Source organism: Nocardia sp. CA-107356 (assembly GCF_050946365.1).
In the GTDB taxonomy this organism is placed as follows: domain Bacteria; phylum Actinomycetota; class Actinomycetes; order Mycobacteriales; family Mycobacteriaceae; genus Nocardia.
The window spans coordinates 6,302,692-6,328,980 of sequence record NZ_CP191992.1; the positions used below are offsets into that span (position 1 = coordinate 6,302,692).

Sequence of the window (26,289 nt, forward strand, 5' to 3'; positions counted from 1 at the left end):
GCGTCCAGCGCACCGGGACCTCGGCCCCACAACAGAATTGGCGGTCACTTCGAGGGCAGCGACCGCATCCACAGCCACTACTCGGCGGCGGCCGCACCCTTCGCGTCGCCGTCCTTCTTCTTCTCCGGCTTGAAGTCCAGACCCGCTTCTTTGCGCTGCTGCGCGGTGATCGGCGCGGGAGCGTCTGTCAGTGGATCGACACCTCCACCGGTCTTCGGGAAGGCGATTACCTCGCGGATCGAATCCATCCCGGCCAGCAGTGCGGTAATCCGGTCCCAGCCGAATGCGATACCGCCGTGCGGCGGCGCACCGTAGGAGAACGCGTCGAGCAGGAAGCCGAACTTCTCCTGGGCCTCGTCGTGCCCGATGCCCATCACCTTGAAAACTCGCTCCTGCACATCGCGGCGATGGATACGGATGCTGCCGCCACCGATCTCATTGCCGTTGCAGACGATGTCGTAGGCGTAGGCCAGGGCAGAACCCGGGTCGGTATCGAAGGTGTCGAGCGATTCCGGCTTGGGCGAGGTGAACGCATGATGCACCGCCGTCCACGCCGAATAACCAAGTGCCACATCACCACTCGCGGTCGCGTCGGCGGTGGGCTCGAACATCGGCGCGTCCACGATCCACACGAACGCCCAAGCGTTCTCATCGATCAAGCCACATTTGCGCGCGATCTCGCCGCGCGCCGCACCGAGCAGCGCGCGTTGCGCCTTGGCCGGACCAGCGGCGAAGAACACACAGTCACCGGGCACCGCGCCGACATGCTTGGCCAAGCCCTCGCGCTCGGATTCGCTGAGATTCTTGGCGACCGGACCGCCGAGCGTACCGTCCTCCTGTACCAGCACATACGCCAAACCCTTGGCCCCGCGCTGCTTGGCCCACTCCTGCCAGGCGTCGAGCTGACGCCGCGGCTGGCTCGCACCACCCGGCATCACGACCGCACCCACATACTCCGCCTGGAACACCCGGAACGGGGTGTCCTTGAAATACTCGGCGCATTCGGTGATCTCGACGCCGAAACGCAGGTCGGGCTTATCGCTACCGAAGCGACGCATTGCCTCGGCATAGGTCATATGCGGAATCGGGAAGGGGATCTCATAGCCGACCAGCTTCCACAGCGCCTCCAGGACTTCCTCGGCGACGAGGATCACGTCCTCCTGGCGCACGAAGCTCATCTCGAGGTCGAGCTGGGTGAATTCGGGCTGGCGGTCGGCGCGGAAGTCTTCGTCACGGTAGCAGCGCGCGATCTGGTAGTACCGCTCGATTCCCGCGACCATCAGCAGTTGCTTGAACAGCTGCGGGCTCTGTGGCAGTGCGTAGAAGCTGCCCGGCTGCAAGCGGGCGGGAACCAGGAAGTCGCGGGCGCCCTCTGGTGTCGAGCGGGTCATCGTCGGGGTCTCGACCTCGACGAATTCGTGGTGGGCCAGCACCGCGCGGGCTGCGGCGTTGACCTTGGACCGGAGCCGAATGGCCTTACCCGGTGCCTCACGGCGCAGATCGAGGTAGCGGTACTTGAGGCGGGCCTCGTCACCGGGCTGCTCGTCGAGCTGGAACGGCAGCGGCGCGGCCTCGTTGAGTACCTCGAGCTTCGTGACGTTGACCTCGATCGAGCCGGTCGGCAGCTCCGGGTTCTCGTTGCCCTCGGGCCGCTGCTCGACGACACCGGTGACCAGCACGCAATATTCGGCGCGCAGCTTATGCGCCTGCTCGGCGGGCTCACCTTCGCGGAACACCGCCTGCGCCACACCCGACGCATCGCGCAGATCGATGAAGATCACGCCACCGTGGTCACGACGCCGGGCCACCCAGCCGGTGAGGGTGACGGTCTGACCGGCGTGCTTGCTTCGCAGCGAACCAGCCAAGTGGGTGCGCAGCACGGGATTCCTTTCGACGAATGTGACACCGGAAGGGCGACCCGGTGCGCGTCCATCGTAGTGAGACACATTCCCCGAGTGGAAACCGATATGGCCGAGCCCATGCCAAGCTGTAGGCAACAGGTCGTCGGTCCGCGCGTTTCTGGGCCGAATCTGGGCGCTACCACGTTAGTGACCACCAAGGTGCGAGTCTTACGAACGCCGTTCGCGGCCGTCTCGCAGCCGAGTGGCCGAAGCGCATGCAGTGCGGTCGCGCGTCTCGGCCGCTCGGTCGCGAGACAATCGGGGGGCGCGAACACGCAGCGCCGCAAGCGCTGCAAATCCAACACAGAAAGCGACGACGATGACCTTCAATGAAGGCCTCCAGATCGACCCGGATCGAGCTTCCTCCGGCGGTGGCCCCGGGATGGGCGGCAAACTCGCCCTCGGGGGCGGCGCGGGCGGTCTGATCCTGCTGGTGCTCGGATTGTTGTTGGGAGGTGATCCCGGGTCGCTGCTCGGGCAGTTGAACGGCACCGAGAACAGCCAGGTGCAGCCCGGCATCGCGGGGACCCCTGAGCACTGCAAGACCGGTGCGGATGCGAATAGGTACGTCGACTGCCGAGTAGTGCTCACGGCGCAGAGCCTCGACGCGGTATGGGCGGCCCAACTGCCGCAGCAGACCGGCAAGAAGTATGCGAAGCCGAAGCTGGTGCTGTTCTCCGGCGCCGTCGCGACTGGATGCGGCAATGCGACCAAGGCGGTCGGCCCGTTCTACTGCCCCTCCGACCGCACCGCCTACTTCGACACCAGCTTCTTCCAGGAACTGGTCGACCGGTTCGGGTCGAGCGGCGGCCCGCTTGCCCAGGAGTATGTAGTGGCGCACGAGATCGGCCACCACATCCAGAACCTGCTCGGCGATATCGGCCGGTCCCAGCGGGATCCGCGCGGACCCGAATCGGGCGCGGTGCGGACCGAACTGCAGGCCGACTGCTACGCGGGCATCTGGGCCCACTTCGCGGATAAGCAGAACGCGCCGGGCGGCACCCAGCCGTTCCTGAAGCCGTTGTCGGACAACGACATCAAGGATGCGCTATCGGCCGCCTCGGCTGTCGGCGACGACCGCATCCAGCGCGCGGCCCAGGGCCGAGTCAACCCGGAAGCCTGGACCCACGGCTCGTCGGACGAGCGCCAGAAGTGGTTCCTCACCGGTTACAAGACCGGCCAAGTGCAAGCGTGCGACACGTACTCGGCCGCCGACCTGAACAACCCGTCGGGACTGCGCTGATCACCAAGGGCCGACCGGGTGGCTCGACGGAGCTGGTCGGACCAGCGAAGGCAGATCGAAGGAAATTGAGCGACACCACAGCGCGCTGGCACGGATTCGGGTCCGCGCGCTGCGATGATCAAGGCCACTCGATTCGAGCATCGAGAGCAGTTGACCTGTGGCACACCGTAGATGGGGAATTCATGCGAAGTACGAAGTCGGCACTGCTGGTTCTCGTCGTAGCACTCGCCGGTAGCTGGGGCATCGCCTCGGCCCAACCGACGACCGACACGCCAGAGCCCGTCCAGGCACCCCTACCCGCACTGCTGACGCTCACCACCATGCCCACGGGCTGGTCGGAGCGCGTCGACCTGCGCCCGATGCTCCAGATCTACGCCGATGGCCGGGCGGTCGAACAGCCCGACGCCGCCGCTACCACCCGCGCCGCGGATGTCGCACCACAGCGACTCAACGGCACCATCCCCACCGATGTTCTGAATGCCGCATTGGCCGAAACGAAATCACTCGCCACCCTCGACCTGGGCATGCCGACCGACACCGACCAGGGCAGCCAGATCATCGACCTCATGCCCACTCCACCCGAACAGGACGTCCACGTACTCCTCTACGCCCCCGAATCCAGCGAAGGCCTGACCTCCGACCAACAGGCCAACCGCAAACGATTCACCGACCTCTACCGCAAACTCCTCGACGCCTTCGTCCAGGACCACTGAGCCTGTACGCGGCGGCCAACTGACAGTGCCCCGCCCGAGAGGCGGGGCACTGCGACAGTTCGATGAGAACCGGTGGTCGGCGAAACCGCGAGACCGCCTGCGGCTGCTTAGAACTGGTCCTGTTCGTAGTCCGAGCTGACCAGCTCGTCCGGGTGGGTCGCACCGATGACGTCCGGCGTGGATTCACCGAGTGGACCGGTGAGGTCGTCATTGCCGGTGCGGCTCTGGTACGGCTCGACGTTGCGCGAGTGCTCGTCGTCGTTGGCACCGCGCTGGCCGGCAGCCCCGGGGCTGCCGCCCATGAAGGAATTGCCGCTGCTCGCGGCGGAGGTCGACGTCCCGGTGCCGAGAGATGTGCCCGATAGGCCCGCGACTCGGCTGATCGGCGACACCGTCGAGCCCGGCGTACCGCTGGTCACCTTCGGCGTCGAACTCGTTGTGCCCGGCGATCCCGATCGGCCCGACGATCCGAGGCCGGTGACACCGGGGCTTCCCGTTGTGGTGTGCCCGGTGTTCATCGATGCGGCGGTGGTGGCCGTGCTCGGTGACCCGGAGGTGCTCGATCCGTCCAACACGCTGGCGGCGTTGGTCGAGGCATCGGACGCGGCGGACTGCGCCTGCTCCATGATCGGCTCGCCGATGTTCTGCATGACCGCCTGCGCGACCTCCTGCGGTGCGGGCAGACCGCTGGTCCCGAGCAGTTGGTTCACCACGCCGGTCAGCTCGGCCGTCTTCCCGGCCAGATCACCGCGGGTGGCATTGGCGACCGCGACGGCCGTCCCCAGATGTTCGGTCGCCGTCGCGATCAGCGCGGCCTGACCGGGCGGGGTCAGCGCCACCGGTACGAGCGCGGTGGCCTGCGTGGCGAATTCGCTCGCGATCCCGAGCAACTGCGCATTGCCCTGCTGCACCACCGCGGCGGCCCGCTGGGTGAGTTCGGAGATATCGATACCGCGCTGACTGGTGTCCTGCCCCTGCGTCTGCGCCGTTTTGCTCGCGGCCTGCGCCTCGTGGGACGACTGGCCCTCCCACAGCTGCTCGACGGTCTGCAGACCACCCTTGCCCACGCTCACGGCGGCCTCGATGATCTTCGAGGACTGACTGAGAATCGCGGTCGGGTCGAAGGCGCCGATGACGCCGGTGCCGAAGCTACTGAGCAGCTGGAGAATCGGCTGGAACAAGGTGTCGATGCCGGGAATCCCCGGAATCGACAGCCCCTGCATCAGCGCTGCGACCGGATCGGTCGGAATGTCACTCGCCGCCGCCCCCTGCGTGCTCGCTCCGCCGAGCGCGCTGCTCACCGCGCTCTGCGCCTGCTGCGCCATGCTCTGCGCCGCTTGGACCACCGGCGCCGCCGCATGGCTGATCGCGGTATGCGCATCGGTGAGTGCCTGCGACACGTCCGGCGACACCACGCCCGACAAGATCGCGCTGGCGTCCGGTGTCGCATTGCCGTTCAGCCCGGACAATCCCGAGGGGATGGTGCCCAGCTGGGGCGATTCCTCGGTGATCTTGTGCGCCAGCACGAATTCGGGCGCCTCGATCGGTGGCAGATCCGCGGGCAACTGCGGCAGCGACAGATCGCTCAACCCCTGCGCCACGTTCTGCAGTGCGTCGACAGCAGTGTTCTGTGTCGCGATCACGGCCTCTTCGATTGCCACGCTCTGGACGTCGGGGGCTATCACGCCGGTCGCGCCGGTATCCATCGGCTTCATACCGCGCCCCCGATCTGGTTCGTGATCGCGCTCAACACGCCGGCGTTGCTGGAGTCGGTGGTGTCGAACGCGGCGGCCGCGGTGAACGCCGACTTCGACAGCTTGTCGTACTTGGCCGAGAGATCGTTGATGTCCTTGGCCTGCAGTACCTGTGCTGCGGCGAAAGCCAGTAGATAGTCGGCGCCGATCAGTCCGAATACCGGCGTGAGCGCGGCAACGTTCTGCACGGCGTCGAAATTGCCCGCCCCCGCGATCTCGCCAGCGACTCCGGCGTTCGTGGTAGCGAATGCTCGGACTGCATCGGTCTCCACCGATAGATCAGCCATCGAGTTGCACCCCCCATATCCTGTTGAACTGCAGTTCAGTACTCATCGCGTCGATCAACGTCCACTCCCTGCCCTCACCGGCAGCTCAGCTGCTGTTCGGGCCCCTACGCAACTACGAGTCGATACCAGCGCCGCTGCGGTTGCGCCCAATATAGCGGACCCCACCGGCAACTTTCGAGCCCAACGCGGCCACCGGAAAGGAACTAGAACGTGTTGCAAATTAGAACAAGTTCTATATTCTCGATCACATGAAGGTCGCAGTGACCGGCGCAGCCGGCTACCTTGGCACGAATCTGCTCAGCCTGCTGGTCGAACGAGGACACGAGGTCACAGCAATTGATCGCATCGTTCCGGAGCAGCGGACCGACCCGCACGTCACGTGGGTCACCGGCAACGTGCTCGACCCCGAATCCATGCGCACCGTCCTCGCGGGCGCGGAGATCGTCTACCACCTCGTTGCCGTGATCACCCTGGCCGACCAGCACGACCTCGCCTGGAAGGTCAATACCGAGGGTGTCCGCGTCGTCGCCGAGGCCGCACTCGACCTCGGCGTGCGCCGAATGGTGCACGCCAGCTCCATTCACGCCTTCAACCAGTACACCTGCGGCGGCCGCATCGATGAGTCCTCGATGCGCTCGACCGATCCGAGCCTGCCCGTCTACGACCGCTCCAAGTGGGCGGGCGAGGTCGAATTGCGCAAGGTGATCGAAAAGGGTCTCGACGCGGTGATCTGCAATCCCACCGGAGTCTTCGGCCCGCTCGACTACAGCACCCCGCTGTCCAGGATCAACCGCACCCTCAGGGACGCGGCCCGCGGGCGGGTGCCCGCGATGATCGGCGGCGGCTTCGATCTGGTCGATGTGCGCGATGTCGCCAAGGGCCTGATCCTGGCCGGGGAGCGCGGGCGGACCGGCGAGAACTACCTGCTCGGCGGTTCGATGATCTCCATGCTCGACCTGTGCCGCACGGCGGCGAGCTTCGGCGGCAAGAAAGGGCCGAAGTTCTCGATCCCCCCCAAGGTCGTCACCGGCCTGATTCCAGCGCTCCAGCCGTTCGGCAAACTCCTCAAGACCGATATTCTCTCCAAGGCCGCGCTCGGTGCGCTGGTCTCCGCCCCCATCGTCGACCACGGCAAGGCCGAACGCGAAATCGGTTATCAGCCACGCCCCATCGAAGAGACGGTGCGCGATCTGGTGACCTTCTTCACCGACCCGAAGCGACTCGACATCCGACGCCAACAGATCGCTTGACACCGTTTAGAACACATGTTCGACTGATGGGGTGCGGTGGCAAAGCCAAACCCTGGATGCCGACGACGGCGCCCTACCCGGCCTCGGCCGGGCGGGTTTCGTGCGCACCGTACAGACCCCCGAATTCGAGGGCATCACGTTCCACGAGGTGCTGTGCAAGAGCGCGCTGAACAAGATGCCGGAGGCGTCGAATCTGCCGTTCCATTGGACGATCAATCCGATGCGCGGTTGTTCGCACGCCTGCCGCTACTGTTTCGCGCGCCCCACCCACGAGTATCTGGATCTGGACGCGGGCCGGGATTTCGATTCGCAGATCGTGGTGAAGACCAACATCGCCGCGGTACTGCGCAAGGAACTCGGCCGCCGCTCCTGGCATCGGGAACCCGTCGCACTCGGCACCAATACCGATCCGTATCAACGGGCGGAGGGGCGATATCGGTTGATGCCCGGCATCATTCGCGCGTTGACCGATTCCGGGACGCCGTTCTCCATTCTCACCAAGGGCACCCTGCTGCGCCGGGATCTACCACTGCTCACCGCAGCGGCCCGGCAGGTCAGGGTGAGCATCGCGGTCTCCATCGCGATCCTGGACACCGATCTGCACCGGAGCCTGGAATCGGGCACACCGTCGCCGAAGGCACGGCTGGAGCTGGTGCGGACGCTTGCCGATGCCGGGTTCGAGGTGAATGTCATGGTCGCGCCGGTGATTCCCTATCTCACCGACAGCCGCGCCCATCTCGACGCCCTCTTCGGCGCGATCGCCGAGGCCGGGGCGGTTTCAGTGGTCGCATTCCCGATGCATCTACGCGGGGCCACCCGTGGCTGGTTCATGAGCTGGTTGGCCGAGGAACATCCCGCGCTGCTGCGCCGCTACCGCCAGTTGTACGGCCGGGGCGCATACGTGACACCGGAATACACCGAGTGGCTACGCGGCCGGATCGGACCGCTACTGGAACACCACGGCCTGACCCGCGACCACCCGCCGGAGCCCGCGACCGTGCCCGCGACGACGCTTCCGAACGACACGCAGCTGGCACTGTTCAACTGAGCATTTCACAAGCAATTTCCGCGCGGCGGAGTACGTTGGCCAATGGCACCTCCCATCGGACGAGGAGTGAAGCAGGCACATGCCCTCGCAGCGGATCGACGCGGCGCATCATGATGACGCAGCGCCCCAAAATGATGTCGGCACAGTGAAATTGGAAAGGGTCGTAATTCGGTTCGCCGGTGACTCCGGGGACGGAATGCAGCTCACCGGTGACCGCTTCACCCACGAAGCGGCCGCATTCGGCAACGACCTCGCCACCCAGCCCAATTTTCCGGCCGAAATCCGGGCGCCCCAGGGCACGCTACCCGGCGTCTCGTCCTTCCAGATCCAGATCGCCGACTACGACATCCTCACCGCCGGTGACCAGCCCGACGTGCTGGTGGCGATGAACCCGGCCGCGCTGAAGTCGAATCTGGAGGATCTGCCGCGTGGCGCCACCCTCATCGTGAACACCGATGAATTCACCAAGCGCAATCTCGGCAAGGTCGGCTACGCGACGGATCCGCTCGACGATGACACGCTGAGCGATTTCGTGGTCCATCGCGTCCCGATGACCTCGCTGACCCTCGGCGCGACCGAACCGACCGGTGTCGGCAAGAAAGACGGTCAGCGCGCCAAGAATATGTTCGCGCTCGGCCTGCTGTCCTGGATGTACGGCCGCCCGATCGGCGGCACCGAGCGCTTCCTGCGCGAGAAGTTCGCCGCCAAACCCGATATCGCCGAGGCGAATCTACTCGCCTTCCGCGCGGGCTGGAACTACGGCGAGACCACCGAAAGCTTCGCAACCACCTTCGAGGTGTCCCCCGCCAAGCTGCCGCCGGGCACCTACCGTCAGATCACCGGCAATACCGCGCTCGCCTACGGCCTCGTCACCGCGGGACAATTGTCCGGGTTGCCGGTCTTTCTCGGCACCTACCCGATCACGCCCGCCTCGGACATCCTGCACGAGTTGAGTAAGCACAAGAACTTCGGCGTCACCACCTTCCAGGCCGAGGACGAGATCGCGGGTATCGGCGCGGCGCTGGGCGCATCGCTCGGCGGTGCCCTGGGGGTCACCAGCACCTCCGGTCCCGGGCTCGCGCTCAAGAGCGAGACCATCGGGCTCGCGGTGATGACGGAGCTGCCGCTGGTGATCGTCGATGTGCAGCGCGGCGGTCCGTCCACCGGACTGCCGACCAAGACCGAACAGGCCGATCTGCTGCAGGCACTCTATGGCCGCAATGGGGAATCGCCGGTCGCGGTGCTCGCGCCACGCTCCCCCGCCGACTGCTTCGCCACCGCGGTGGAGGCGGCCCGCATCGCGCTCACCTACCGCACGCCGGTGCTGCTGCTGTCGGATGGCTCGATCGCCAATGGTTCTGAGCCATGGTCGATTCCGCGTGTCACCGACTTGGCGCCGATCGATCCGCGCTTCGAGCCCGACGCCGCGGAAGGCACACCGTTCCAGCCCTACGCCCGTGATCCGGACACCCTCGCCAGGCCGCTCGCGGTGCCGGGCACCGCGGGTCGCGCGCATCGGATCGGCGGCTTGGAGAAGGCCGACGGCAGCGGCAATATCTCCTACGAGCCCGCCAACCACGAGCTGATGGTTCGCCTGCGGCAGGCCAAGATCGATGGCATCGCCGTTCCCGAGCTCGAGGTCGAGGATCCGGATGAGCGCGCCGAACTGCTGCTGATCGGCTGGGGCAGCTCCTTCGGACCGATCGGCGAGGCCTGTCGCCGCGCCCGCCGCCGCGGTGTCCCGGTCGCCCAGGCGCACCTGCGATATCTGAATCCGTTGCCCGCCAACCTCGGTGCCGTGCTCCGGCGCTACCGCACCGTGGTGGCACCCGAAATGAACGGCGGCCAGCTGGCCATGCTGTTGCGGGCGAAATACCTGGTGGATGTGCAGCCGTGGACGAAGATCGCGGGCACGGCGTTCTCCGCGCAGGAACTCGTCGGGGTGATCGATGCCGCGCTGGACGGATCGATCGAGGAGATGGAAAACGGTAAAGCCTTCGCGGCGCGGGCACGGGCCACGTACTCGACTGGGGGTAACTGATGACGATCGTCGAAACCTCGCTCGTCGGAACCGATCTGGGCCTCACAGGGTTCTCTGGAGTCCCTGCCGCCGACGGTCCGCAGAAGGTCAAGGACTTCACCTCCGATCAGGAGGTGCGCTGGTGCCCCGGCTGTGGTGACTACGTGATCCTGGCGACCGTGCGCGGCTTCCTCGCCGAACTCGGATTGCGCAGGGAGAACCTGATGTTCGTCTCCGGAATCGGTTGTTCGAGCCGATTCCCGTACTACCTCGAGGCTTACGGCATCCACTCGATCCACGGCCGCGCGCCCGCCATCGCGACCGGAATCGCGGTGACCCGGCCCGACCTGTCGGTGTGGGTGGTGACCGGTGACGGCGACGCGCTGTCGATCGGCGGCAACCACCTGATCCACGCATTGCGCCGCAACGTCAATATGACGATCCTGTTGTTCAACAATCGGATCTACGGACTCACCAAGGGCCAGTACTCGCCGACCTCGGAACCGGGCAAGGTCACCAAATCGACGCCGATGGGCTCGGTCGACCACCCGTTCAACACCCTGTCGGTCGCGCTCGGCGCCGAGGCCAGCTTCGCGGCCCGTGCACTGGATTCCGATCGCGCTGGCCTCACCGAGGTGCTGCGCGCCGCCGCTGAACACCGCGGCACCGCATTCGTGGAGATCCTGCAGGACTGCCCGATCTTCAACGACGGCTCCTTCGACGTGCTGCGCAAAGGCGACGCCGAATCCCGGCTCATCCCGCTGCACGACGGCCAACCGATCCGCTTCGGCGCCGACGGTGAATTCGCCGTGGTTCGAGACGGTTTCGGGCTCGCGGTGGCCCGCGCCGACGAGGTCGAGGAGTCCGAGATCATCGTGCACGACGCCTACGCCGACAATCCCGAGTACGCCTACGCCCTGTCCCGCCTCTCCGACCAGGACCTCGGCCATGTGGTGACCGGCATTTTCCGCAATGTCACCCGGCCCACCTACGACGACGCGGTCCGCACCCAGACCGCTGCGGCGCGGGAACGCGAACCGGTACAGCAGGATTCACTGCAAGCCCTGCTCAACGGCCAGGAAACCTGGACCATCGGTTAGCGGCGACTAGTACGGCAATCCCAGCCGATCCGCCAGCGCGCCGAGCGTGCGATGCAATGCGGCGCGCTCGGCGGTACTGAGGTCCGCGGTCGTCTCGGCGTCGATCGCATGTGCCGCTTCGAGGCATTTGCGTAGCAGCGCGCGGCCATGGGAGGTCAGGCTCAGAATCTGACGGCGGCGATCGTCCGGGTCGCGCAATCGATCGATGGCGCCGAGGGACTCCAAGTGGTCGGCCAGCGTGACGACCAGGCTCGGCGCGACTCGCAATACCTGCGCCATCTCCATCTGCGATGCAGGACCGTTGGCCGCCAGGACATTCAGCATTCCGGCATGCTTCGGCTTGAGCCCGAGATCGGCAACGCGGGCACTGAAGCGGTCGGTCAGGAACGCACCGAGCAGCCCGAGCCGGAAGGTGACGGTCTCCGGCAGATTTTCCGCCTTGACGTTCTTCATGGACCGCATAATACTGGCCTGAAATCATTCAGACACTGAACGATTATAGGAGTGAAAGATGCAGACCGAGAAGCTCACCAAGTCCGCGATCATCGTCAACGCAATCGGCGCAAGTGTCGCCATGGCATTCAGCGCCGCGGCGCTCGTCGATCCCACACTCGTGATCACCGGCGGCGCGGACTCCCCTGGCGTCGATCTGTACGCGCAGGCCTACGCCGCCCGCGCCATCCCACTGGGCGCCGCCCTACTGTTCAGCCTGGCCAGCCGCCGCAAGCGGGGGCTGCTCCCGCTGCTCACCGTTTCCGGAGCGGTCCAACTCGGCGATGTCGCCATTGGCGCCACCCAGGGGATTCCCGGCATGCTGGTCGGCGGCACCGTGCTCGCGCTCATCCATCTCGCCACCGCTGGCCAGCTGGCCATCTCCCGGAGTCGCGACGCCGCAGCCACCGCCTGAGCCAGCGATGAGCGAATCGAGGGCAGGAAGCCGGGTCGCCTCGCCGCGGGGCAGCGTCCCAACCGGTTTCCGACGATCAGAGGCGCTTGGCGAACCCCAGGTCGACGACCGCATCACATTCCTGTTCGAGTTCGGCGACGCTGGCGTCGATGCGGGCTCGGGAGAAATCGTCGATGTCGAGGCCCTGGACGATCGCGTATTCGCCATCCACGCAGGTGACGGGGAATGAGGCGATGAGGCCTTCGGGGATGCCATAGGAGCCGTCGGACGGGACGGCCATGGAGGTCCAGTCGTTGGCATGGGTGCCCAGGGACCAGTCGTGGATATGGTCGATGGCGGCGCTGGCCGCGCTCGCTGCCGAGGATGCGCCGCGGGCTTGGATGATGGCGGTACCGCGCTGCTGGACGGTGGGGATGAAGTCTGTACGCAGCCAGGTCTGGTCGACGTGGTCGAGGGCGGGGCGGCCCGCGATGGTGGCGTGCGTGATGTCCGGGTACTGGGTCGCGGAGTGGTTACCCCAGATGCCGACCCGGGCGATATCGGCGGCGGGTGTGCCGGTCTTCTTGGCGAGTTGGGCGATGGCGCGGTTGTGGTCGAGGCGGGTCATCGCGGTGAAGCGTTCCGCGGGCACGTCCGGGGCATTGCTCATCGCGATGAAAGCGTTGGTGTTGGCCGGATTGCCGACCACGAGCACCTTGACGTCGTCGGCGGCGCTGGCATTGATGGCCTGACCCTGATCGGTGAAGATCGGGCCGTTGGCGGCCAGCAGATCCGCGCGCTCCATACCCGCGGTGCGCGGCCGTGCACCGACCAGCAGCGCGACATTGGCCCCCGCGAACCCGACCCACGGATCGTCGCTGATATCAATCGACTCCAGCAGCGGGAAGGCGCCGTCCTCGAGCTCCATCGCCACACCTTCCAACGACGCGACCGCCGCCGGGATCTCGAGCAGTCGCAGCCGCACCGGCGTCTCGGACCCGAGCATCGCCCCGGACGCGATACGGAACAGCAGACCGTACGCGATCTGTCCCGCTCCCCCGGTGACGGCAACAGTCACGGGCGCGGTCCGAGCGGCGGTGCTCACGACAATCTCCTTGCGATAGGCGGACACTCGATTCCCACCCTAACGATTCTCACTGCCCGCGAACCCTGGTGGTGAGCTACGCGACAATCACCTCGGCAGACCCATCCAACCCGCTCAACACAACTCCGCGACTTCCTTATCGGTCAACACGATCGGCGACACATAGTCCTTCGCCCTGGCGAGTCGCACCGCGCGGTACAGGGGACGTTCTTCCAGACCCGCATCGCGGGCTTCGGCGCGCAACTGGTGGACGAGCATTGTCGAAACCGATACGGCCGCGGCGAGTTCGCTGGCGGACAGGGCGTCGGCGAGTTTGCGGAGGCCGAGCAGATGTAGTTCGCGGCCGCTGCCCGCGTCGGTGTACATCGCCAGCGGAACGACCTGTGATTCCGCACCAGCGGTCACTCGTAGGACGATTCGACTCAAACGGGCGGGGTAGACGAGGATCTCGACGCCGTTCGCGGCGGCGAGATCGACCCGGCGTTCACCGAAGGTGTGCCTGGCGTGAATCGTGGTCCCGGCCAACCACATCCGGCGCCGCCGCAGCGCGATGGCATAGGCGACGGTCGGTGCGCCGACGACCAGGCCGATCGCGAGCGCGATCGGCCACGGTACCAGCAGAGCCGCGAGCAGTGCGGCGCCGAAACCCACCCCTACCGCGGCGAGGGCGAGTCGCCGCAGCATGGGTGCATAGGTTTCGGGTGCGACGAGGTCGAGTCCGACCGTCGGAACCGGTTCGGCTGCACCGGAATTCATGGGTTCTACGGGCACGGCTGCGCATTCGTCCGAGTGCGGATATCTCGCGGCACCGTACTACCCGGCCGGACGCAGCGCGGTCGCGACAGCGGTGACCGTCTCGTCCAGTGGGATCTGGCGCTGCTCACCGGTAGCCATATCCTTCAGGCCGATGGTGTTCTCCGCCAGGTCACGATCACCGAGGACCAGGGTGAATTTCGCACCGGACTTGTCGGCGGCCTTCAACGAGCCCTTGACGCCACGGCCACCGTAGGCCAGGTCGACCCGAATCCCGGCCGCCCGCAACTGCGCCGCCAGCACGACCAAGCGCTGCTTGGCCGCATCGCCCAGCGACACACCGTAGACCTCGCATCGCGTGGGATCGCCCGCCGACTTGCCCTCGGCCCGCAACGCCAGGATGGTGCGGTCGACGCCGAGCCCGAAACCGATGCCGGACAACGGTTGTCCGCCCAGTTCGGCCATCAGCCCGTCGTAGCGACCGCCGCCGCCGATCCCCGACTGCGCTCCGAGTCCGTCGTGCACGAATTCGAAGGTCGTCTTCGTGTAGTAGTCCAGGCCGCGCACCATGCGCGGATTGACCACATACGGCACGCCGAGCGCATCCAGATACCCGAGCACCTGCTCGAAGTGTGTCTTCGCCGACTCCGACAAGTGATCGATCATCAATGGCGCGTTCGCGGTCATCTCCCGCACCTCGGGTCGCTTATCGTCGAGCACGCGCAGCGGATTCAGCTGCGCCCGTCGCTTGGTCTCCTCGTCCAGCGGCAGGCCGAACAGGAACTCCTGCAATAGCTCTCGATACTGCGGGCGGCAGGTCTCGTCACCGAGCGAGGTGACCTCCAGCCGGAATCCTTCCAGTTCGAGCCCGCGATATCCGGCGTCGGCGATCGCGATCACCTCGGCGTCCAGTGCCGGATCATCGACACCGATGGCCTCGACGCCGACCTGCTGCAACTGCCGGTACCGACCGGCCTGCGGCCGCTCGTAGCGGAAGAACGGACCCGAGTACACGAGCTTCACCGGCAACTGGCCGCGGTCGAGTCCGTGTTCGATCACTGCCCGCATGACACCGGCGGTACCCTCGGGCCGCAGCGTGACGCTGCGGTCGCCGCGGTCGGCGAAGGTGTACATCTCCTTGGTCACCACATCGGTGGACTCGCCGACACCGCGGGCGAACAGCGCGGTGTCCTCGAAGATCGGCAGCTCCACATGCCCGTATCCGGCCAGTCGGGCGGCGCGGATCAAGCCGTCGCGCACCGCGACGAACTCGGCCGAACCGGGTGGCACGTAATCGGGGACCCCCTTCGGGGCGGAGAAGCTGCTGGTCTTGGTCACGATGGTCAAGTTTCCACCACCACCGCCCGTCAAGTCCAACCGGTTTGCCCACGCGGTAAATAGCTTGCTGAGCAGTCTCAGGAATAGATGGCACAATCCTGTGCCGTACGTAACGGATACGGGAGGAACGTGGTAGTGCCGAGCAACGAACAGCGACGAGCCGTGGCGAAACGCAAGCTGGAGCGCCAGCTGGCCAACCGGGCCGATCGGGCGCGCAAGCGCAAGCGACTCATGATCGCCGGGTCCGCAGTCGGCGTGGTCGTCGTGGCAGCGGCCGCCGTCGGCGTGTACTTCCTGACCAAGGGCGATGACAACAAGGCCGCCGCCGTCAGTTGCGACTACCGCAATAGCCAGAAGCCCGCCGATAAGCAGGTGAACAAGCCGCGCACCAGCGGCATCCAGAACACCGGCGATAACGCCACGCTCAGCGTCAGCATGGAGACCACCCAGGGCCCCATCGGTCTGACCCTGGACAATGCCAAGGCGCCCTGCACCGTCAACAGCTTCGCGAGTTTGGCCGGTCAGGGCTTCTTCGACAACACCATCTGCCACCGTATGACCGCGGACGAGGGCCTGAAGGTGCTGCAGTGCGGCGACCCGACCGGCACCGGTACGGGCGGTCCCGGCTACCAGTTCGACAACGAATACCCGACCAATCGGTACAACCCCGCCGACCCCGCGCTGCAGAAGCCCATGGATTACAAGCGCGGCACACTCGCCATGGCCAACGCGGGACCGGATCCCACCGACGGCGGCGGCACCAACGGCAGCCAGTTCTTCATCGTCTACGGCGATTCGCAGCTGCCGCCGAACTACACCATCTTCGGCACGGTCGACTCGGACAGCATGGCCACGCTGGACAAGATCGCCGCGGGCGGTCAGGACAACTCCAATGGCCAGGGCGACGGCAAGCCGAATCTCCCCGTGACCATCCAGTCGGTTCGCATCGACTAGTGACACGCCCGACCCGGGTGCTCGCTTCATTCGGGCCCGCTGCGCAGAATGGGCAGCGGGCCCGAACTGGTTTCCGAGGCGAGCCTAGGGTAGGCGACCCTAATCATTCGGTAAGGGTGCGCTAAAACCGGAGATACTCCTGAGCTTTCGCCCACCCGCCGGAATTGTGCGATATATGCTGTTAAGCGGCACGACCGCGCGGTTGGTGCCGAGTTTTCTCGGGTAATCTCGAATGAAGGAGAACGCGTAGCGTAGTCATCCCCTGATCGGGCGATCCCCACCGGGAATGCCACGCGACGAGTCCTCTGGGTGTCCGCGTTTGCAGGCGGGGCACCGGCGCGACGGATTACAGTTCGGCGTGGCGGTGTCCGTGACGAATGCACCACAACATCCATAGTGATCACTGCAGCATCGGGGAGCAGCCATGTCCGAGGAACTGGACGACATCGGCCGGGAAACCGCGGCCATGATGAGGACTATGTTGCAGCTTGCGACCCTGGTCGCGCTGCGGACCCGGGAGCGTGGTCAGAAAGAAGCCGAAGCCCGCGTCAAGGTCACCGAGGCCCGTGTCAAGGAGGCCCGGGAACTTCAGATCCGTGAAGCCCGCGACGCCAAGGCCAAGGACCCACGCAATCTCGAACTGGCCCGCATGGTCGAGAAATCGGTACCGGCCCAGGGTATTTCGCTGGAGAAGGATCGTTTCTCCGCACAGGCCGAGGCCAGTCGGATGGCCGCGACGGCCTCCGCTCAAACAAAACCACTCGTACGCTATGACTCCGCGGAGCGCCGGATGGCGATCGCGGCGCACCTGGCTCGCATCGGTATCGCACCGGAGCTGGCAGCGGTGCGGATGCTCATCGAAGTGGGCCAGGGCCAACCGCCCGAAGAAGCGGTTCGTATCCGTGACGAAGCGGCCCGAGCCGCCGCGGCACGGGGCCGGGAACAGGAAGCCCGCGGTCTGGAACGCGTCAGACAGTAAGGCGCACACCGCAAACCGAAAACGCCCGCTGAAATCAGCGGGCGTTTCGACGTTCTCGGGGTTCTCACACGCGGAAATCGCCGATGGTCGGATCACCGAAAAGCCCCTGTGCGGGGGATTTCAGCGGTAGGGGACTGAGCATGTCCTTATGGCCGTTGCGCACACTGCAGTACTTGAAGGGGCCGCGCGGATCGAACAGCTTGGTCATATGCGGATCGGCGTGGTCGAGGAACCAGATGCTCAATCCGGTGCTCGGTTCCAGCCGATAGTGCTCCCAGGCACGCCAGAGCGCATCCAGTCGCGCCACCGCCTCGGCATGCTTCCACCACTCCGGGCACCACACGGTTTCACTGATATCGGTGACCTGACGCCGATACACCAGGCTGAGGTAGTTCTCGACGAACTCCACCACATTGGTGTAGATCATGGGCTGTTGCTGCTGTTCGGTCACAGCTGTACCTCGCTGACGCTCGGCTTCGCTGTAACCGATGGTGCAGTGCTCATGGTTCGCGCGCTCACAGCGGCCGGACCTCCTCGATTTGGCCGTACTCGGGTGGCGGAGCAGCCTTGGTCAGGTTGGGCGAGCCGAACAGGTCGGCGATCTCGGTCTTACGCCCCGGAAGATGGTGCGAGATCGACTTCTTCACATCGTCAGCGTAGTCGCCCTCCCACCACGGTACGGTCCGCACGAGCACCGCGGGCTGGCCGGAGGTGAAGACGATCGCGCGTCCCTGCGGCAGGGTTGCCAGCGCATTCACGGTGAAGGTCTTGGACGAGCCCAGTGACCGCGAATAGCTCTTGCCGCCTTTGGATTCCGAGACCGAGGAGGAGATCGCGTCGTATTCGCCGATCGCCTCGGAGCGGTCGCGCAGGAAGTTCATATCGTCGACGCCGGGACCGAGCACCTTGATATTGGCCGCCGACCACAGCGCGAGCATGCCGTCATCACCCCAGCAGCGCGCACCCTGAGCCCAGGATTGCAGCACCGTCATCACCACGATGCCGCGCGAGCCGAAGTGGCTGTACTGCTTGGGCAGATCCTTCCAGCGCACCACATTCGCCGCCTCGTCGAGCACGGCGAGCATCGGAATCGGCAGCCGTCCGCCGGGCGACTGCGAGGCCTTGCGCATGGCCACATCGACCACGGCCTCGGTGAGCGCGCTCACCAGCGGCGCCGCCGAACCACGGCCCTCCAGCGACAGGCTGTAGAGGGTGCCGTTGTTCTCGATGAATTCGAGTTCGTCGAACTGCATGCGGTTGTCGCCGGGCAGGATCCACGGATGCACGTTCGACAGCTGCAGGCAGCGGATCATCTTCTTCGCGGTGCCGAAAATGCCGCTCTTGGTGCGCGGATCGGCGTTGTACTGCATCGCGAGACCCGAGGCCGTGTAGTGCTTGCTCGCGTTGCGCAGCAGTTCGATGGGCTCGGCGTCGTTGGGGTTGGTCACCCAGTCCCAGACCTGGACGATCGGGCGACCGCCCAGCGCGGCGGCCAGAAACAGCCCGGCGAGCAGATCCTCGGCCTCCGGGTCGAAGAAGACGTCGCCCTTGGCGTCGGAGCCGTTGTCGGCATCGGCGAAGTGGCCGGCCAGCCGCGCGGCCCGCATCTCCGCACCGTCGTGGTAGGCGTCCACCCAGTCCAGCGGATCCCAGAACCAGGAGGGCTCCTCCCCCGCGACGCCCTGCGGATCGAAGACGAAGGTGCGACTTCCCTTGGACTCGCGCACATCTCGGGTCGCGTCGACCACATCGCGCTTATTCGAGGTGGACAGCACCGGGCCGATCGCGGTCAGGATCGCCGGGATCACCCGCGAGGTCGACTTGCCCTGCCGCGGGCCCCAGATGTCCAGGTGCAGATCCTCATAGGAGCCGTAGAGCATCACCCCGTCGGCGACGCCGATGCCGATCGGCACACCCGGGCTGTCGTTGTAGCCGAGCCGCACACCGAGCAGATCGGCCTTGGCCCGCACCCCGGCCTCGGTGAGCGACTTGATGGCACTGCCGCTGCCCATCACATCGGCTTTGTCGTCGACAGCGAGTCTGCCGACCGCCCGTCGCGCCGCGAGCCTTTTCCGTACGACGAGATAGCCGATGAGCGCCGCGACGACCAGCAACACGATCACGGTGGAGGCGCGCGGCCAGTGCAGTTTGCCCTTGGCGAGATCGGCGACAATCGCGATCGGGTTGATCGGAATATGCTGCGGGGTGACCGCCATCGCGTTGCCGAGATGCAGTGCGAGCCACAGGGTTCCGAGCAGCGCGAAACCAGCGTAGATCATGATCAGGCTGACATCGGGTCCGACCACGGCCGGATCCTGCACCTTCTTCTTTTTCGCCATGTCTGCCTCCTGTTGGGACCTAGCTATGCGGTTGTCGCTGGTGCGGGTTCAGCGGTACGCGTCGAGTCGCCAGCCCGCAGGCGTGCGCACTACGGTCGCGATGACCGTCGTGGGCGGCAGAGATTCCTTGCGCCCGTTCGGATAAACGGCCGTCTGCTCGATCCCGATCTTGAACTGCTCGATATTCGGATCCGTGCTCGCGGGCGGGCGCTCCCCAGATGCGAATGTGAAGGCCTCGATATGCGCCTGCGCCTTGGCCCAGTCCGCCCACTGCAGCGTCGCCTTCGGCGTCTCCACTGCGGTCGGTGTGCCGTCCAGTATGCGGATCAGGCTGGGCCCCAACCATTTCCGCGCACGCGACAGCGAGGCGCCCTGGGTCTCGGTGGCGGGCTGCCAGGAGTAGATCTCCTTCAACGCGGCCACCGCGACGCCATCGGGCGTCACCGGATCGGGTGCGGGCACCTCCTCCAGCAACCGGGTCGTGGACGTGGGCGGATGCGGCGCACCGGAACTCGAATCCTTGTCCTTGCTGCCGCACCCTGCACCGAGCATCGCAACGCTCACCACCAGCATCACCACCAGTTTCGCGCGTGTGTCATTCAAGGCTAGCCGCCAGGACCGACACTTGGGCGGTCCGATCGCCGCACGCGCGTCGGCGTGTTCGCTCGCCGCCCGCGCGATTGTCGTCCTCGGCGTGGTCGCGGTTGTCGTCACAGCACCCTCCTCCCACGGCCGTCACCCGGCACCGCGACCTCGGTCACGCCACTGGAATGCCCATATGCGGCGGGCACGGATTTGATCATTCGTCCATTGCCGGAATAGATTCCGACCTCGGCGGGGCCGCGCGGGCCGAACGAGCTGAACACCAGATCACCGGGTTGCAGCTTGCTCATCGACACCTCGACGCCCGCCTCCCACTGCTGTTCGGCGGTCCGCGGCAGCGTAACCGTGCCCGACGAGGCCGCGAACACAGCGGCCGAGGTGAGCCCCGGCCCGTCCAAGCCGCCACCGCTCGGGCCCTGCGGACCGCCACCGCCCCATACGTACGGGGTGCCGAGCCACTGCTGCGCCGCCTGGACGACCTGCCCGCCGCCCGCACCCTCCTGCGGGGTGAAGCGACCGTTGGAGCCCTGTGCGCGGTACTGCGGTTCCATCGCAAGGATATTCGCGACATAGGGCTGGGTCTCCGCATAGTGCGCAGCCACCTGGTTCGGCATGCCGCCGGAGGCGAGTACCGCACCCTCACCGGCGTTGTAGGCGGCCAGGGTCAGCGCGACGACATCACCCTGCACCCGGCCCCCGGCCTCCCACGCGACGATCTTGCGCGCGATGGCGCACATGTAGCGGCCCTGACCCATGATCGCGTCGCCGTCGTCCCATACGCTGGCCACGCCGTTGCCGTCGGCATCGATGACATAGGGCTGACCGTCGTCGGGATCGATACTGGCCGCGGTGCCCGGCAGGAACTGGGCCAGCCCCTGCGCGCCAGCGGGTGAGGATGCGCCGCGCCGGAATCCGGACTCCTGCCTGCCCTGTGCGGCCAGCAGCGACGGGGTGATCTGCGGACAGATGGAACCCGCACGGCGATACCAGATTTCGAGTTCCTGCGGTACCTTGCCCCCCGCCAGCGCGCCGCCCGCCGTGCCGAAGCCACGATTGCAGCGCGGATCGGACGAGAAGGCCTGCGCGCCACCGACATCCGGTGTCGGGGCACCGTCGAGCCAAGGCAGCGGGTCGATCTGGCGGCCACCGGTGAAACGCCCGCCGGGCACGATCTCGAAATGCAAGTGCGGGCCGCTGGATTGGCCCGCCGACCCCACCTGAGCGATGGGCTGACCGGCGATGACGGTATCGCCGACGCGCACGTGCACACCGCTGTCCCACATATGCCCGTAGACCGCCGAATAGGCGCGGCCGTTGGTATCGACGGAGTCGACGACGATCCAATTGCCGAAACCCGAAGCGGGACCGGCCGCGACGACGCGTCCGTCGGACACCGAGTAGATGGTGGTGCCGTCCGTGGCGGCGAGGTCGACGCCCAGGTGCGTGCCACCGCGGGCGCCGAAGACATCGGACACGGTGAAGGTGCCCGCGGCCAGTGGCAGCGTCCGGCGAATCGGGCCGATACCGGCGGCCAGCGACGGCGCGCCGGTGGCTGTTGGATTGGCCTGTGTGGCAGAGGGATTGCCAGTGGTACTCGCAGCGCTGGTCGTGGCAGCGACACGGGAATTACCCGGCGCGTAGCCACCCAGCGGCGGCAGCACACTCGACGACCCGAGTACCGAGGAGCCCTCGCACCCGTCATCCACGGCGGGCATCACGACGACCAGCACCAGGGTCATCAACCCGAGCACGCTCGCCAACGCCAGGTACAGGACGGTCCGCCCGGTCACCGCATCCCCGGCGGAACCGATCGACCGCGGGTCGAATCCGGGTGAGTCACCTTTGCCGCCTAGACTCGTTGAGGGTGTCGGCGAGAGTGCGGTTCATTTCCGCCGCGGCGGCCAATTGTTGTTGTAGCAGTGCGACTTTGCGGCGCAACGCCGTCGCGTCGAGGCGCTCCAGACTCGGCCCCTCGGCCGCGCGCACCCAGTTGCGGACCGAATTGGTATGCACGCCGATCTGTTCGGCCACCAACCGGCACGCCTCCGATTCGCTGCGTAGTTTGCCGGTGAGCGCGATGGCCTGTTCGACCGCGGCCTTGCGCACCTCCGGCGACACTCTCCGATAGGACCGGTGCGGCATCATGCGCCCCACCTCACACAGACATCCGGTCTCCACCACACCGCGAGTTTTCTCATGCCACGCTCCCAGTGGGGGAATCGCTACCGCGCGTAGTGGATTCGGTGAACTCGGAGAAACGCTGGTTGGTTTCGTGGATACCACTCTCCTTCTCGGACAACGTGAATTCCATGTGGAACGGGATGCCAGGGCGGCGATCCTCACCGATCTTCAGTAGGAATTTGCCGGTGCCCGGCGGCGATGGACGTTGCTGGCCGGGCTTGAGTGCCTCACCTGTCAATGCTTGCGGTGCGGACCATCCGGTCACCATCTCCTCCTCGGCGGATGTGAACGGAACCACGCTGTCCAGGCGCTTGATCTCCTCGCCGGGTAGCGCGCCGAATATCTTGGCACGCGCGCGTTCGAGAAAGCCGAGCGCCTTCGCGATCGCGGCTTCCGATCCCAGTGCTTGCAGGTCCTTGATGGTGTGGCTGATCATGATCAGCGCGGTGGCGATGGTGCGCTGCAGGCGGGTCAGCTCATCGACCCGGTCGACCATGAAGTCGCCGAGGCCGAGCACCTGCCACAGCTCGTCCATCACCACCTGGAAATAGCGCTGCGGGCCGAGATTCGCGTCGGCGAGCACATGTGCGGCCTCCACCGAGGCGAATCCGTCGGCCCAGCAGGCCAGCATCACAGCGGCCTTGAGCTTCTTATCACCGGTCGGGATGTGCGAGACGTCGATGCAGACGGCGACCGCGCCGGTATCGATCGGAACGGTGGTCTGCCCGTTGAAGATCGCGCCGAACGGGCCCTGAGTCAGCGCGCGCAGCGAGCGGCGCAGACCCTTGATGGCGACCTGGTATTCGTCCGGGTTGTCGGCACCGGCGTCGAGCATCAATTCTTCACCGCCGCCGACGATCACCTCGAGCAGGTTCTCCATAATGGGCGGCTGGTCCGGAGTGTAGCCGCTACCTGGACGGTAGAGGATGCGCAGCGCGGTCGAGATCAGCGTCTCCTCGTAGTCGCGCACGCGCGCGCCGCGCACCAGTTCCACCAGACCGGCGATGAGCGTGACCTGGCGGGCGCGCATATCCTGCAGTACCTGAACTTGCAGTGCGGGAAGCTCGTCCAGCATCGGCACGACCGAACCGAGCACACCCGCGGCGAGCGGGTTGAGCTTGCCGTGGCCGTAGCCGAGGTCGATCACCTGACCGCCGACCAGCTCGACCATCTTGCGGTAGTCGGGTTTCACGTCGGCCAGGATCAGCGGGGTGATGCCCTGTGCAATACCGCCGAGCACGATCCGGCGCACCAGCGACGACTTACCGAAACCATTGAGCCCCAACACGAAAAGGCTCGGCGCGGTGATGAAGCTGCCGCGCAGGAACCAGTTCATCGGGTCGAAGCAGACCGGTGCACCGGTGTGCAGATGCGAACCGAGCGGGGTGCCGATCAACGGTGCGCCAGCCCCGACCGACCACGGCCACAGACCGGCCACCTGAGCGGTGGTGGCCCGGTATTCGACCGGGCGGCCGACGACATTCATCCGGCCGCCGCCGGGACCCATATAGCCGCGATCGGTGAGTTGGGCTGTGCTGCGGTCGAATCCGTCCTCGAAGACCTGTTCGGTGCGGGCCGCGTAGTTGCGGCGGCGGATATCGTCGGTGCGGACGCGGAAGGTGGCGAAGGCCGCCCGCAGGCCGGTGCCCTCGCGGCTGATCTGTTCGAGTCTGGCCCTGGTCACATCGTCGAGCAGGGGCGGACCGGACTGTTTGCGCCTGTCGGACTTGGCCTTTGCGCGGCGGGCGGACTTATCCGTCTGCGGGGTACCCATCGCACGGTCGGCGGTGTAGTCGACCTTGGCCGCGCGCTGTGCCTCGCGACTCGTCCTGGCTCCGTTGCGTTCCGGTCGTGCCACACGTTCCCCCCGTGCCGATCGTTGCGGTGTGCCGTCACGCGTGGGGCGGGCGGTCCTGGAGCCGTCGATACGGCCGCGCTCGGCGGAAATACCGTCACCGCGTCTGTTTTCGGACCTGGTTCGCCCGCGATCGGAGCCGAGCTGCGGCCGATCGGCACGGCCACCGTCCGCGGTTCCAGCGCCGGGACGCGCCCGACGCTCGGCCGCATCGCGCGACGGTCGCCGCTCCCGATCGGACGCCTCGCCCACCCTGGTCCGCTCGCCGCCGCTCACCCGCGCGGACCGCCGATCCCGGTCGGGCATCTCCTCGATGCCCGAACGCTCGATCCGGCCGCTGGTGGGCCGCTGCGCGCGTTCCTCCGCGGAGCGGGGCTGATCGTCACCGCCAGGCCCCAGCGTCGTATCCTCGGGACGCCGCTTGCGGCGCACCGGCATCTCGTCCCGTTCGCGGACCGGTGGCTCGTGCTCACGTGCCATGGATCGTTCACCCCGCCAAGGCTTTCGGAATTGTCGCGTGTTCCGGCAGGATCACCCCACAACCGAGCGAGGCCGCGAAGGCCGCCGCCTGGTAGCGGTAGCACCGCCGGATCTTCAACCGCGCCTGTGTGGACAGGTCGCGGGTTATGGCTTCGATACGCGGCAGATCGCCGCGCAGGGGCTCGGTAATGGTTACCAGCGCCCCGAAGCGGGTCACACCGTGACCCCGGGCTTGCTCCTCACGGGCCTGCTGAGTGGCCCCCACTCGCAGGGTCGCGGCTGCCGAGACGACGCCGCGTTCGCTCTGCTGTGCCACCAACGCGTTCTTGAAGTCGTCATCGACGATTTCGGCGGCGTCGGCGGCCGAATGCGGACGGTACACGATGGCGATGCGCTTGCGCGGCACTTCAGGATTCGGCGCCAGCAGCCGCTGCAGCACCCGCTCGTCCACCGCGCCCTCGGGTGCGGCGTCCATCTCCCAGGTGACCGACCGGCCGCCGTCGTGCACCAGGTGATCCCACTTCTCGTCGTGCGAGACCGGTCCGGCATCGGCCCAATCCAGTCCGTGCCCTTCGGGTTCGCCCGCGGCAACCTCGAGATCGGCCTGTGAGGCCGGGTCATAGCTGCGCCGGATGAACGAGATGACCTCATCGGCCGACATCGGCTGGGCGCGTACGCCCGCCTCGGCGAGCGCGGCGCAGATACCGGGCAGCCTGCGTCCGATCTCGACGGCCTCCTCGGCCGGGTTCTTGCGACGCTCCGCGGTAGTCGCTTTGAAGGTGATCGCGACCCGTGGCAGCAGTTGCACCCGTTCCTGCGGTAGTTCGGTCGCGAGCTCGTACATCACCTGCTGCGCCAGTTCCGGCGCCTCCGGCCTGGTGATGGTGGCGACCTCGGTGAGCAGCCGGTTGCCGGTTTCGGGCACGGTATCGATCACCGGGACCACCGCGACGATGTCACTGGTCTGGCCGACCGAGGCGAGGAAGGTACCCCACGCCGAGACCCAGCGATCGATGACCGGCTGGTCGACCGCCTCATGGCCCTGCGGCCACGCCCGCAAAACCACTGTGTACTGGGCGAATTGCGGTAGGTGGATCATGCCGAAGCTGTAGCCGCCCGCATCGATGCCCTCATAGAGCTTCGAAGGCGCCAGCAGACCCGGTAGCCGAGTGACGCCGCCGGGAATCCGCGAGAACCGGCCACCTCGGTACACATGCTCACCGCGGCTGCGTGAGCGCATCCAGTTGAACATCATCAATCCGTTCTCGTATCCGGAGCGGCCCCCGGTCCGCCACACCAGTGGAACCATCACGACAACGCCGGTGCCGCCCACGATCAGACCCCACTGGAACCCGCCAACCATGGCGCAGATCAGGGCCGTGATCACGACGACGAAGCCGATGACGGTCTCTTCCCAGCGCAGACCGAAAAGGCCTGCGCTGCGCGGCTTCTGCCACAGTCCGTACGAGCGGCGCTCGTAGGTATCGCTCGTCGTCATCG

General features: G+C 66.5%; 23 protein-coding genes. 9 read left to right on the top strand and 14 right to left on the bottom strand.

The features are described from left to right. Positions 1–77: 77 nt before the first annotated feature. Positions 78–1,880, bottom strand: coding sequence for an aspartate--tRNA ligase (gene aspS, locus ACQP1G_RS28565; protein ID WP_433192647.1), 1,803 nt, complete (start codon positions 1,878–1,880; stop codon positions 78–80). Positions 1,881–2,220: 340 nt separating this feature from the next. On the opposite strand from aspS, the gene ypfJ reads away from it, so the two are divergent. Together ypfJ and ACQP1G_RS28575 are read left to right on the top strand one after the other, a co-directional pair. Beyond that, the gene (ypfJ, locus tag ACQP1G_RS28570; protein WP_433192648.1) at positions 2,221–3,144 is read left to right on the top strand and encodes a KPN_02809 family neutral zinc metallopeptidase; all 924 of its coding nucleotides are present in this window, start codon (positions 2,221–2,223) and stop codon (positions 3,142–3,144) included. 182 nt (positions 3,145–3,326) lie between these two features. After that, positions 3,327–3,857 carry a hypothetical protein gene (locus ACQP1G_RS28575; protein ID WP_433192649.1) on the top strand — a complete coding sequence of 177 codons (531 nt, stop codon included), beginning with the start codon at positions 3,327–3,329 and terminating at the stop codon, positions 3,855–3,857. A 107-nt stretch (positions 3,858–3,964) separates the two neighbouring features. Here the strand turns inward: ACQP1G_RS28575 and ACQP1G_RS28580 are convergent, their stop codons facing one another. Together ACQP1G_RS28580 and ACQP1G_RS28585 are read right to left on the bottom strand one after the other, a co-directional pair. Continuing rightward, positions 3,965–5,572 carry a hypothetical protein gene (locus tag ACQP1G_RS28580; protein WP_433192650.1) on the bottom strand — a complete coding sequence of 536 codons (1,608 nt, stop codon included), beginning with the start codon at positions 5,570–5,572 and terminating at the stop codon, positions 3,965–3,967. Then, on the bottom strand, positions 5,569–5,898 hold the full coding sequence (locus ACQP1G_RS28585; protein ID WP_433192651.1) for a type VII secretion target: 330 nt from the start codon (positions 5,896–5,898) through the stop codon (positions 5,569–5,571). The genes ACQP1G_RS28580 and ACQP1G_RS28585 overlap by 4 nt, the downstream gene beginning before the upstream one ends. 248 nt (positions 5,899–6,146) lie before the next feature. Here ACQP1G_RS28585 and ACQP1G_RS28590 point away from each other — a divergent pair, with 248 nt between their 5' ends. From ACQP1G_RS28590 to ACQP1G_RS28605, 4 genes are all read left to right on the top strand, one after another. Further along, complete coding sequence (locus ACQP1G_RS28590; RefSeq protein ID WP_433192652.1) at positions 6,147–7,148, top strand: NAD-dependent epimerase/dehydratase family protein; 1,002 nt, start codon at positions 6,147–6,149, stop codon at positions 7,146–7,148. A 31-nt stretch (positions 7,149–7,179) separates the two neighbouring features. Then, complete coding sequence (locus ACQP1G_RS28595) at positions 7,180–8,196, top strand: Rv2578c family radical SAM protein (RefSeq protein ID WP_433192653.1); 1,017 nt, start codon at positions 7,180–7,182, stop codon at positions 8,194–8,196. A 79-nt stretch (positions 8,197–8,275) separates the two neighbouring features. Beyond that, positions 8,276–10,237, top strand: a complete 1,962-nt coding sequence (locus ACQP1G_RS28600; RefSeq protein WP_433192654.1) for a 2-oxoacid:acceptor oxidoreductase subunit alpha — start codon at positions 8,276–8,278, stop codon at positions 10,235–10,237. Further along, positions 10,237–11,316, top strand: a complete 1,080-nt coding sequence (locus ACQP1G_RS28605) for a 2-oxoacid:ferredoxin oxidoreductase subunit beta (protein WP_433192655.1) — start codon at positions 10,237–10,239, stop codon at positions 11,314–11,316. The genes ACQP1G_RS28600 and ACQP1G_RS28605 overlap by 1 nt, the downstream gene beginning before the upstream one ends. A 6-nt stretch (positions 11,317–11,322) precedes the next feature. On the opposite strand, the gene ACQP1G_RS28610 is transcribed toward ACQP1G_RS28605, so the two are convergent. Further along, positions 11,323–11,769, bottom strand: coding sequence for a MarR family winged helix-turn-helix transcriptional regulator (locus tag ACQP1G_RS28610; protein WP_433192656.1), 447 nt, complete (start codon positions 11,767–11,769; stop codon positions 11,323–11,325). Positions 11,770–11,827: 58 nt separating this feature from the next. Here ACQP1G_RS28610 and ACQP1G_RS28615 point away from each other — a divergent pair, with 58 nt between their 5' ends. After that, positions 11,828–12,223 carry a hypothetical protein gene (locus ACQP1G_RS28615; protein WP_433192657.1) on the top strand — a complete coding sequence of 132 codons (396 nt, stop codon included), beginning with the start codon at positions 11,828–11,830 and terminating at the stop codon, positions 12,221–12,223. Positions 12,224–12,299: 76 nt separating this feature from the next. On the opposite strand, the gene ACQP1G_RS28620 is transcribed toward ACQP1G_RS28615, so the two are convergent. From ACQP1G_RS28620 to hisS, 3 genes are all read right to left on the bottom strand, one after another. Then, entirely contained in the window at positions 12,300–13,307 is a 1,008-nt protein-coding gene (locus tag ACQP1G_RS28620; protein ID WP_433192658.1) for a malate dehydrogenase, read from the bottom strand. Between the two features lie 114 nt (positions 13,308–13,421). Then, positions 13,422–14,063, bottom strand: a complete 642-nt coding sequence (locus ACQP1G_RS28625; RefSeq protein WP_433192659.1) for a hypothetical protein — start codon at positions 14,061–14,063, stop codon at positions 13,422–13,424. Positions 14,064–14,120: 57 nt separating this feature from the next. Continuing rightward, complete coding sequence (gene hisS, locus ACQP1G_RS28630) at positions 14,121–15,398, bottom strand: histidine--tRNA ligase (protein ID WP_433208890.1); 1,278 nt, start codon at positions 15,396–15,398, stop codon at positions 14,121–14,123. Positions 15,399–15,533: 135 nt separating this feature from the next. Between hisS and ACQP1G_RS28635 the strand changes: the two genes are divergently transcribed. Both ACQP1G_RS28635 and ACQP1G_RS28640 read left to right on the top strand, forming a co-directional pair. Further along, entirely contained in the window at positions 15,534–16,352 is an 819-nt protein-coding gene (locus tag ACQP1G_RS28635; protein ID WP_433192660.1) for a peptidylprolyl isomerase, read from the top strand. A 424-nt stretch (positions 16,353–16,776) separates the two neighbouring features. After that, the gene (locus ACQP1G_RS28640; RefSeq protein WP_433192661.1) at positions 16,777–17,331 is read left to right on the top strand and encodes a hypothetical protein; all 555 of its coding nucleotides are present in this window, start codon (positions 16,777–16,779) and stop codon (positions 17,329–17,331) included. Between the two features lie 64 nt (positions 17,332–17,395). Here the strand turns inward: ACQP1G_RS28640 and ACQP1G_RS28645 are convergent, their stop codons facing one another. The 7 genes from ACQP1G_RS28645 to ACQP1G_RS28675 form a co-directional block, all read right to left on the bottom strand. Next, complete coding sequence (locus ACQP1G_RS28645) at positions 17,396–17,782, bottom strand: DUF4913 domain-containing protein (protein WP_433192662.1); 387 nt, start codon at positions 17,780–17,782, stop codon at positions 17,396–17,398. Positions 17,783–17,846: 64 nt separating this feature from the next. Continuing rightward, positions 17,847–19,670 (bottom strand): type IV secretory system conjugative DNA transfer family protein, encoded by a 1,824-nt coding sequence (locus ACQP1G_RS28650; RefSeq protein WP_433192663.1) that lies wholly within the window; start codon positions 19,668–19,670, stop codon positions 17,847–17,849. A 48-nt stretch (positions 19,671–19,718) separates the two neighbouring features. Beyond that, the gene (locus tag ACQP1G_RS28655) at positions 19,719–20,384 is read right to left on the bottom strand and encodes a hypothetical protein (RefSeq protein WP_433192664.1); all 666 of its coding nucleotides are present in this window, start codon (positions 20,382–20,384) and stop codon (positions 19,719–19,721) included. Further along, a complete protein-coding gene (locus tag ACQP1G_RS28660) occupies positions 20,381–22,063 on the bottom strand; it encodes a peptidoglycan DD-metalloendopeptidase family protein (protein WP_433192665.1) in 1,683 nt (560 codons plus the stop codon). Before ACQP1G_RS28660 ends, ACQP1G_RS28655 begins: the two co-directional genes overlap by 4 nt. A 46-nt stretch (positions 22,064–22,109) precedes the next feature. Then, positions 22,110–22,418 (bottom strand): transposase, encoded by a 309-nt coding sequence (locus ACQP1G_RS28665; protein ID WP_433192666.1) that lies wholly within the window; start codon positions 22,416–22,418, stop codon positions 22,110–22,112. 49 nt (positions 22,419–22,467) lie between these two features. Continuing rightward, the gene (locus ACQP1G_RS28670; protein WP_433208892.1) at positions 22,468–24,615 is read right to left on the bottom strand and encodes a hypothetical protein; all 2,148 of its coding nucleotides are present in this window, start codon (positions 24,613–24,615) and stop codon (positions 22,468–22,470) included. 181 nt (positions 24,616–24,796) lie between these two features. Next, entirely contained in the window at positions 24,797–26,287 is a 1,491-nt protein-coding gene (locus ACQP1G_RS28675) for an SCO6880 family protein (RefSeq protein WP_433208895.1), read from the bottom strand. Positions 26,288–26,289 lie beyond the last annotated feature (2 nt).

Excerpts from the sequence above, each read along its gene's own strand:
- ypfJ (WP_433192648.1), top strand. The coding sequence starts at position 2,221 with ATGACCTTCAATGAAGGCCTCCAGATCGACCCGGATCGAGCTTCCTCC.
- ACQP1G_RS28575 (WP_433192649.1), top strand. The coding sequence starts at position 3,327 with ATGCGAAGTACGAAGTCGGCACTGCTGGTTCTCGTCGTAGCACTCGCC.
- ACQP1G_RS28580 (WP_433192650.1), bottom strand. The coding sequence starts at position 5,572 with ATGAAGCCGATGGATACCGGCGCGACCGGCGTGATAGCCCCCGACGTC.
- ACQP1G_RS28585 (WP_433192651.1), bottom strand. The coding sequence starts at position 5,898 with ATGGCTGATCTATCGGTGGAGACCGATGCAGTCCGAGCATTCGCTACC.
- ACQP1G_RS28590 (WP_433192652.1), top strand. The coding sequence starts at position 6,147 with ATGAAGGTCGCAGTGACCGGCGCAGCCGGCTACCTTGGCACGAATCTG.
- ACQP1G_RS28600 (WP_433192654.1), top strand. The coding sequence starts at position 8,276 with ATGCCCTCGCAGCGGATCGACGCGGCGCATCATGATGACGCAGCGCCC.
- ACQP1G_RS28605 (WP_433192655.1), top strand. The coding sequence starts at position 10,237 with ATGACGATCGTCGAAACCTCGCTCGTCGGAACCGATCTGGGCCTCACA.
- ACQP1G_RS28610 (WP_433192656.1), bottom strand. The coding sequence starts at position 11,769 with ATGAAGAACGTCAAGGCGGAAAATCTGCCGGAGACCGTCACCTTCCGG.
- ACQP1G_RS28615 (WP_433192657.1), top strand. The coding sequence starts at position 11,828 with ATGCAGACCGAGAAGCTCACCAAGTCCGCGATCATCGTCAACGCAATC.
- ACQP1G_RS28625 (WP_433192659.1), bottom strand. The coding sequence starts at position 14,063 with ATGAATTCCGGTGCAGCCGAACCGGTTCCGACGGTCGGACTCGACCTC.
- ACQP1G_RS28640 (WP_433192661.1), top strand. The coding sequence starts at position 16,777 with ATGTCCGAGGAACTGGACGACATCGGCCGGGAAACCGCGGCCATGATG.
- ACQP1G_RS28650 (WP_433192663.1), bottom strand. The coding sequence starts at position 19,670 with ATGGCGAAAAAGAAGAAGGTGCAGGATCCGGCCGTGGTCGGACCCGAT.
- ACQP1G_RS28665 (WP_433192666.1), bottom strand. The coding sequence starts at position 22,418 with ATGATGCCGCACCGGTCCTATCGGAGAGTGTCGCCGGAGGTGCGCAAG.
- ACQP1G_RS28670 (WP_433208892.1), bottom strand. The coding sequence starts at position 24,615 with ATGCCCGACCGGGATCGGCGGTCCGCGCGGGTGAGCGGCGGCGAGCGG.
- ACQP1G_RS28675 (WP_433208895.1), bottom strand. The coding sequence starts at position 26,287 with ATGACGACGAGCGATACCTACGAGCGCCGCTCGTACGGACTGTGGCAG.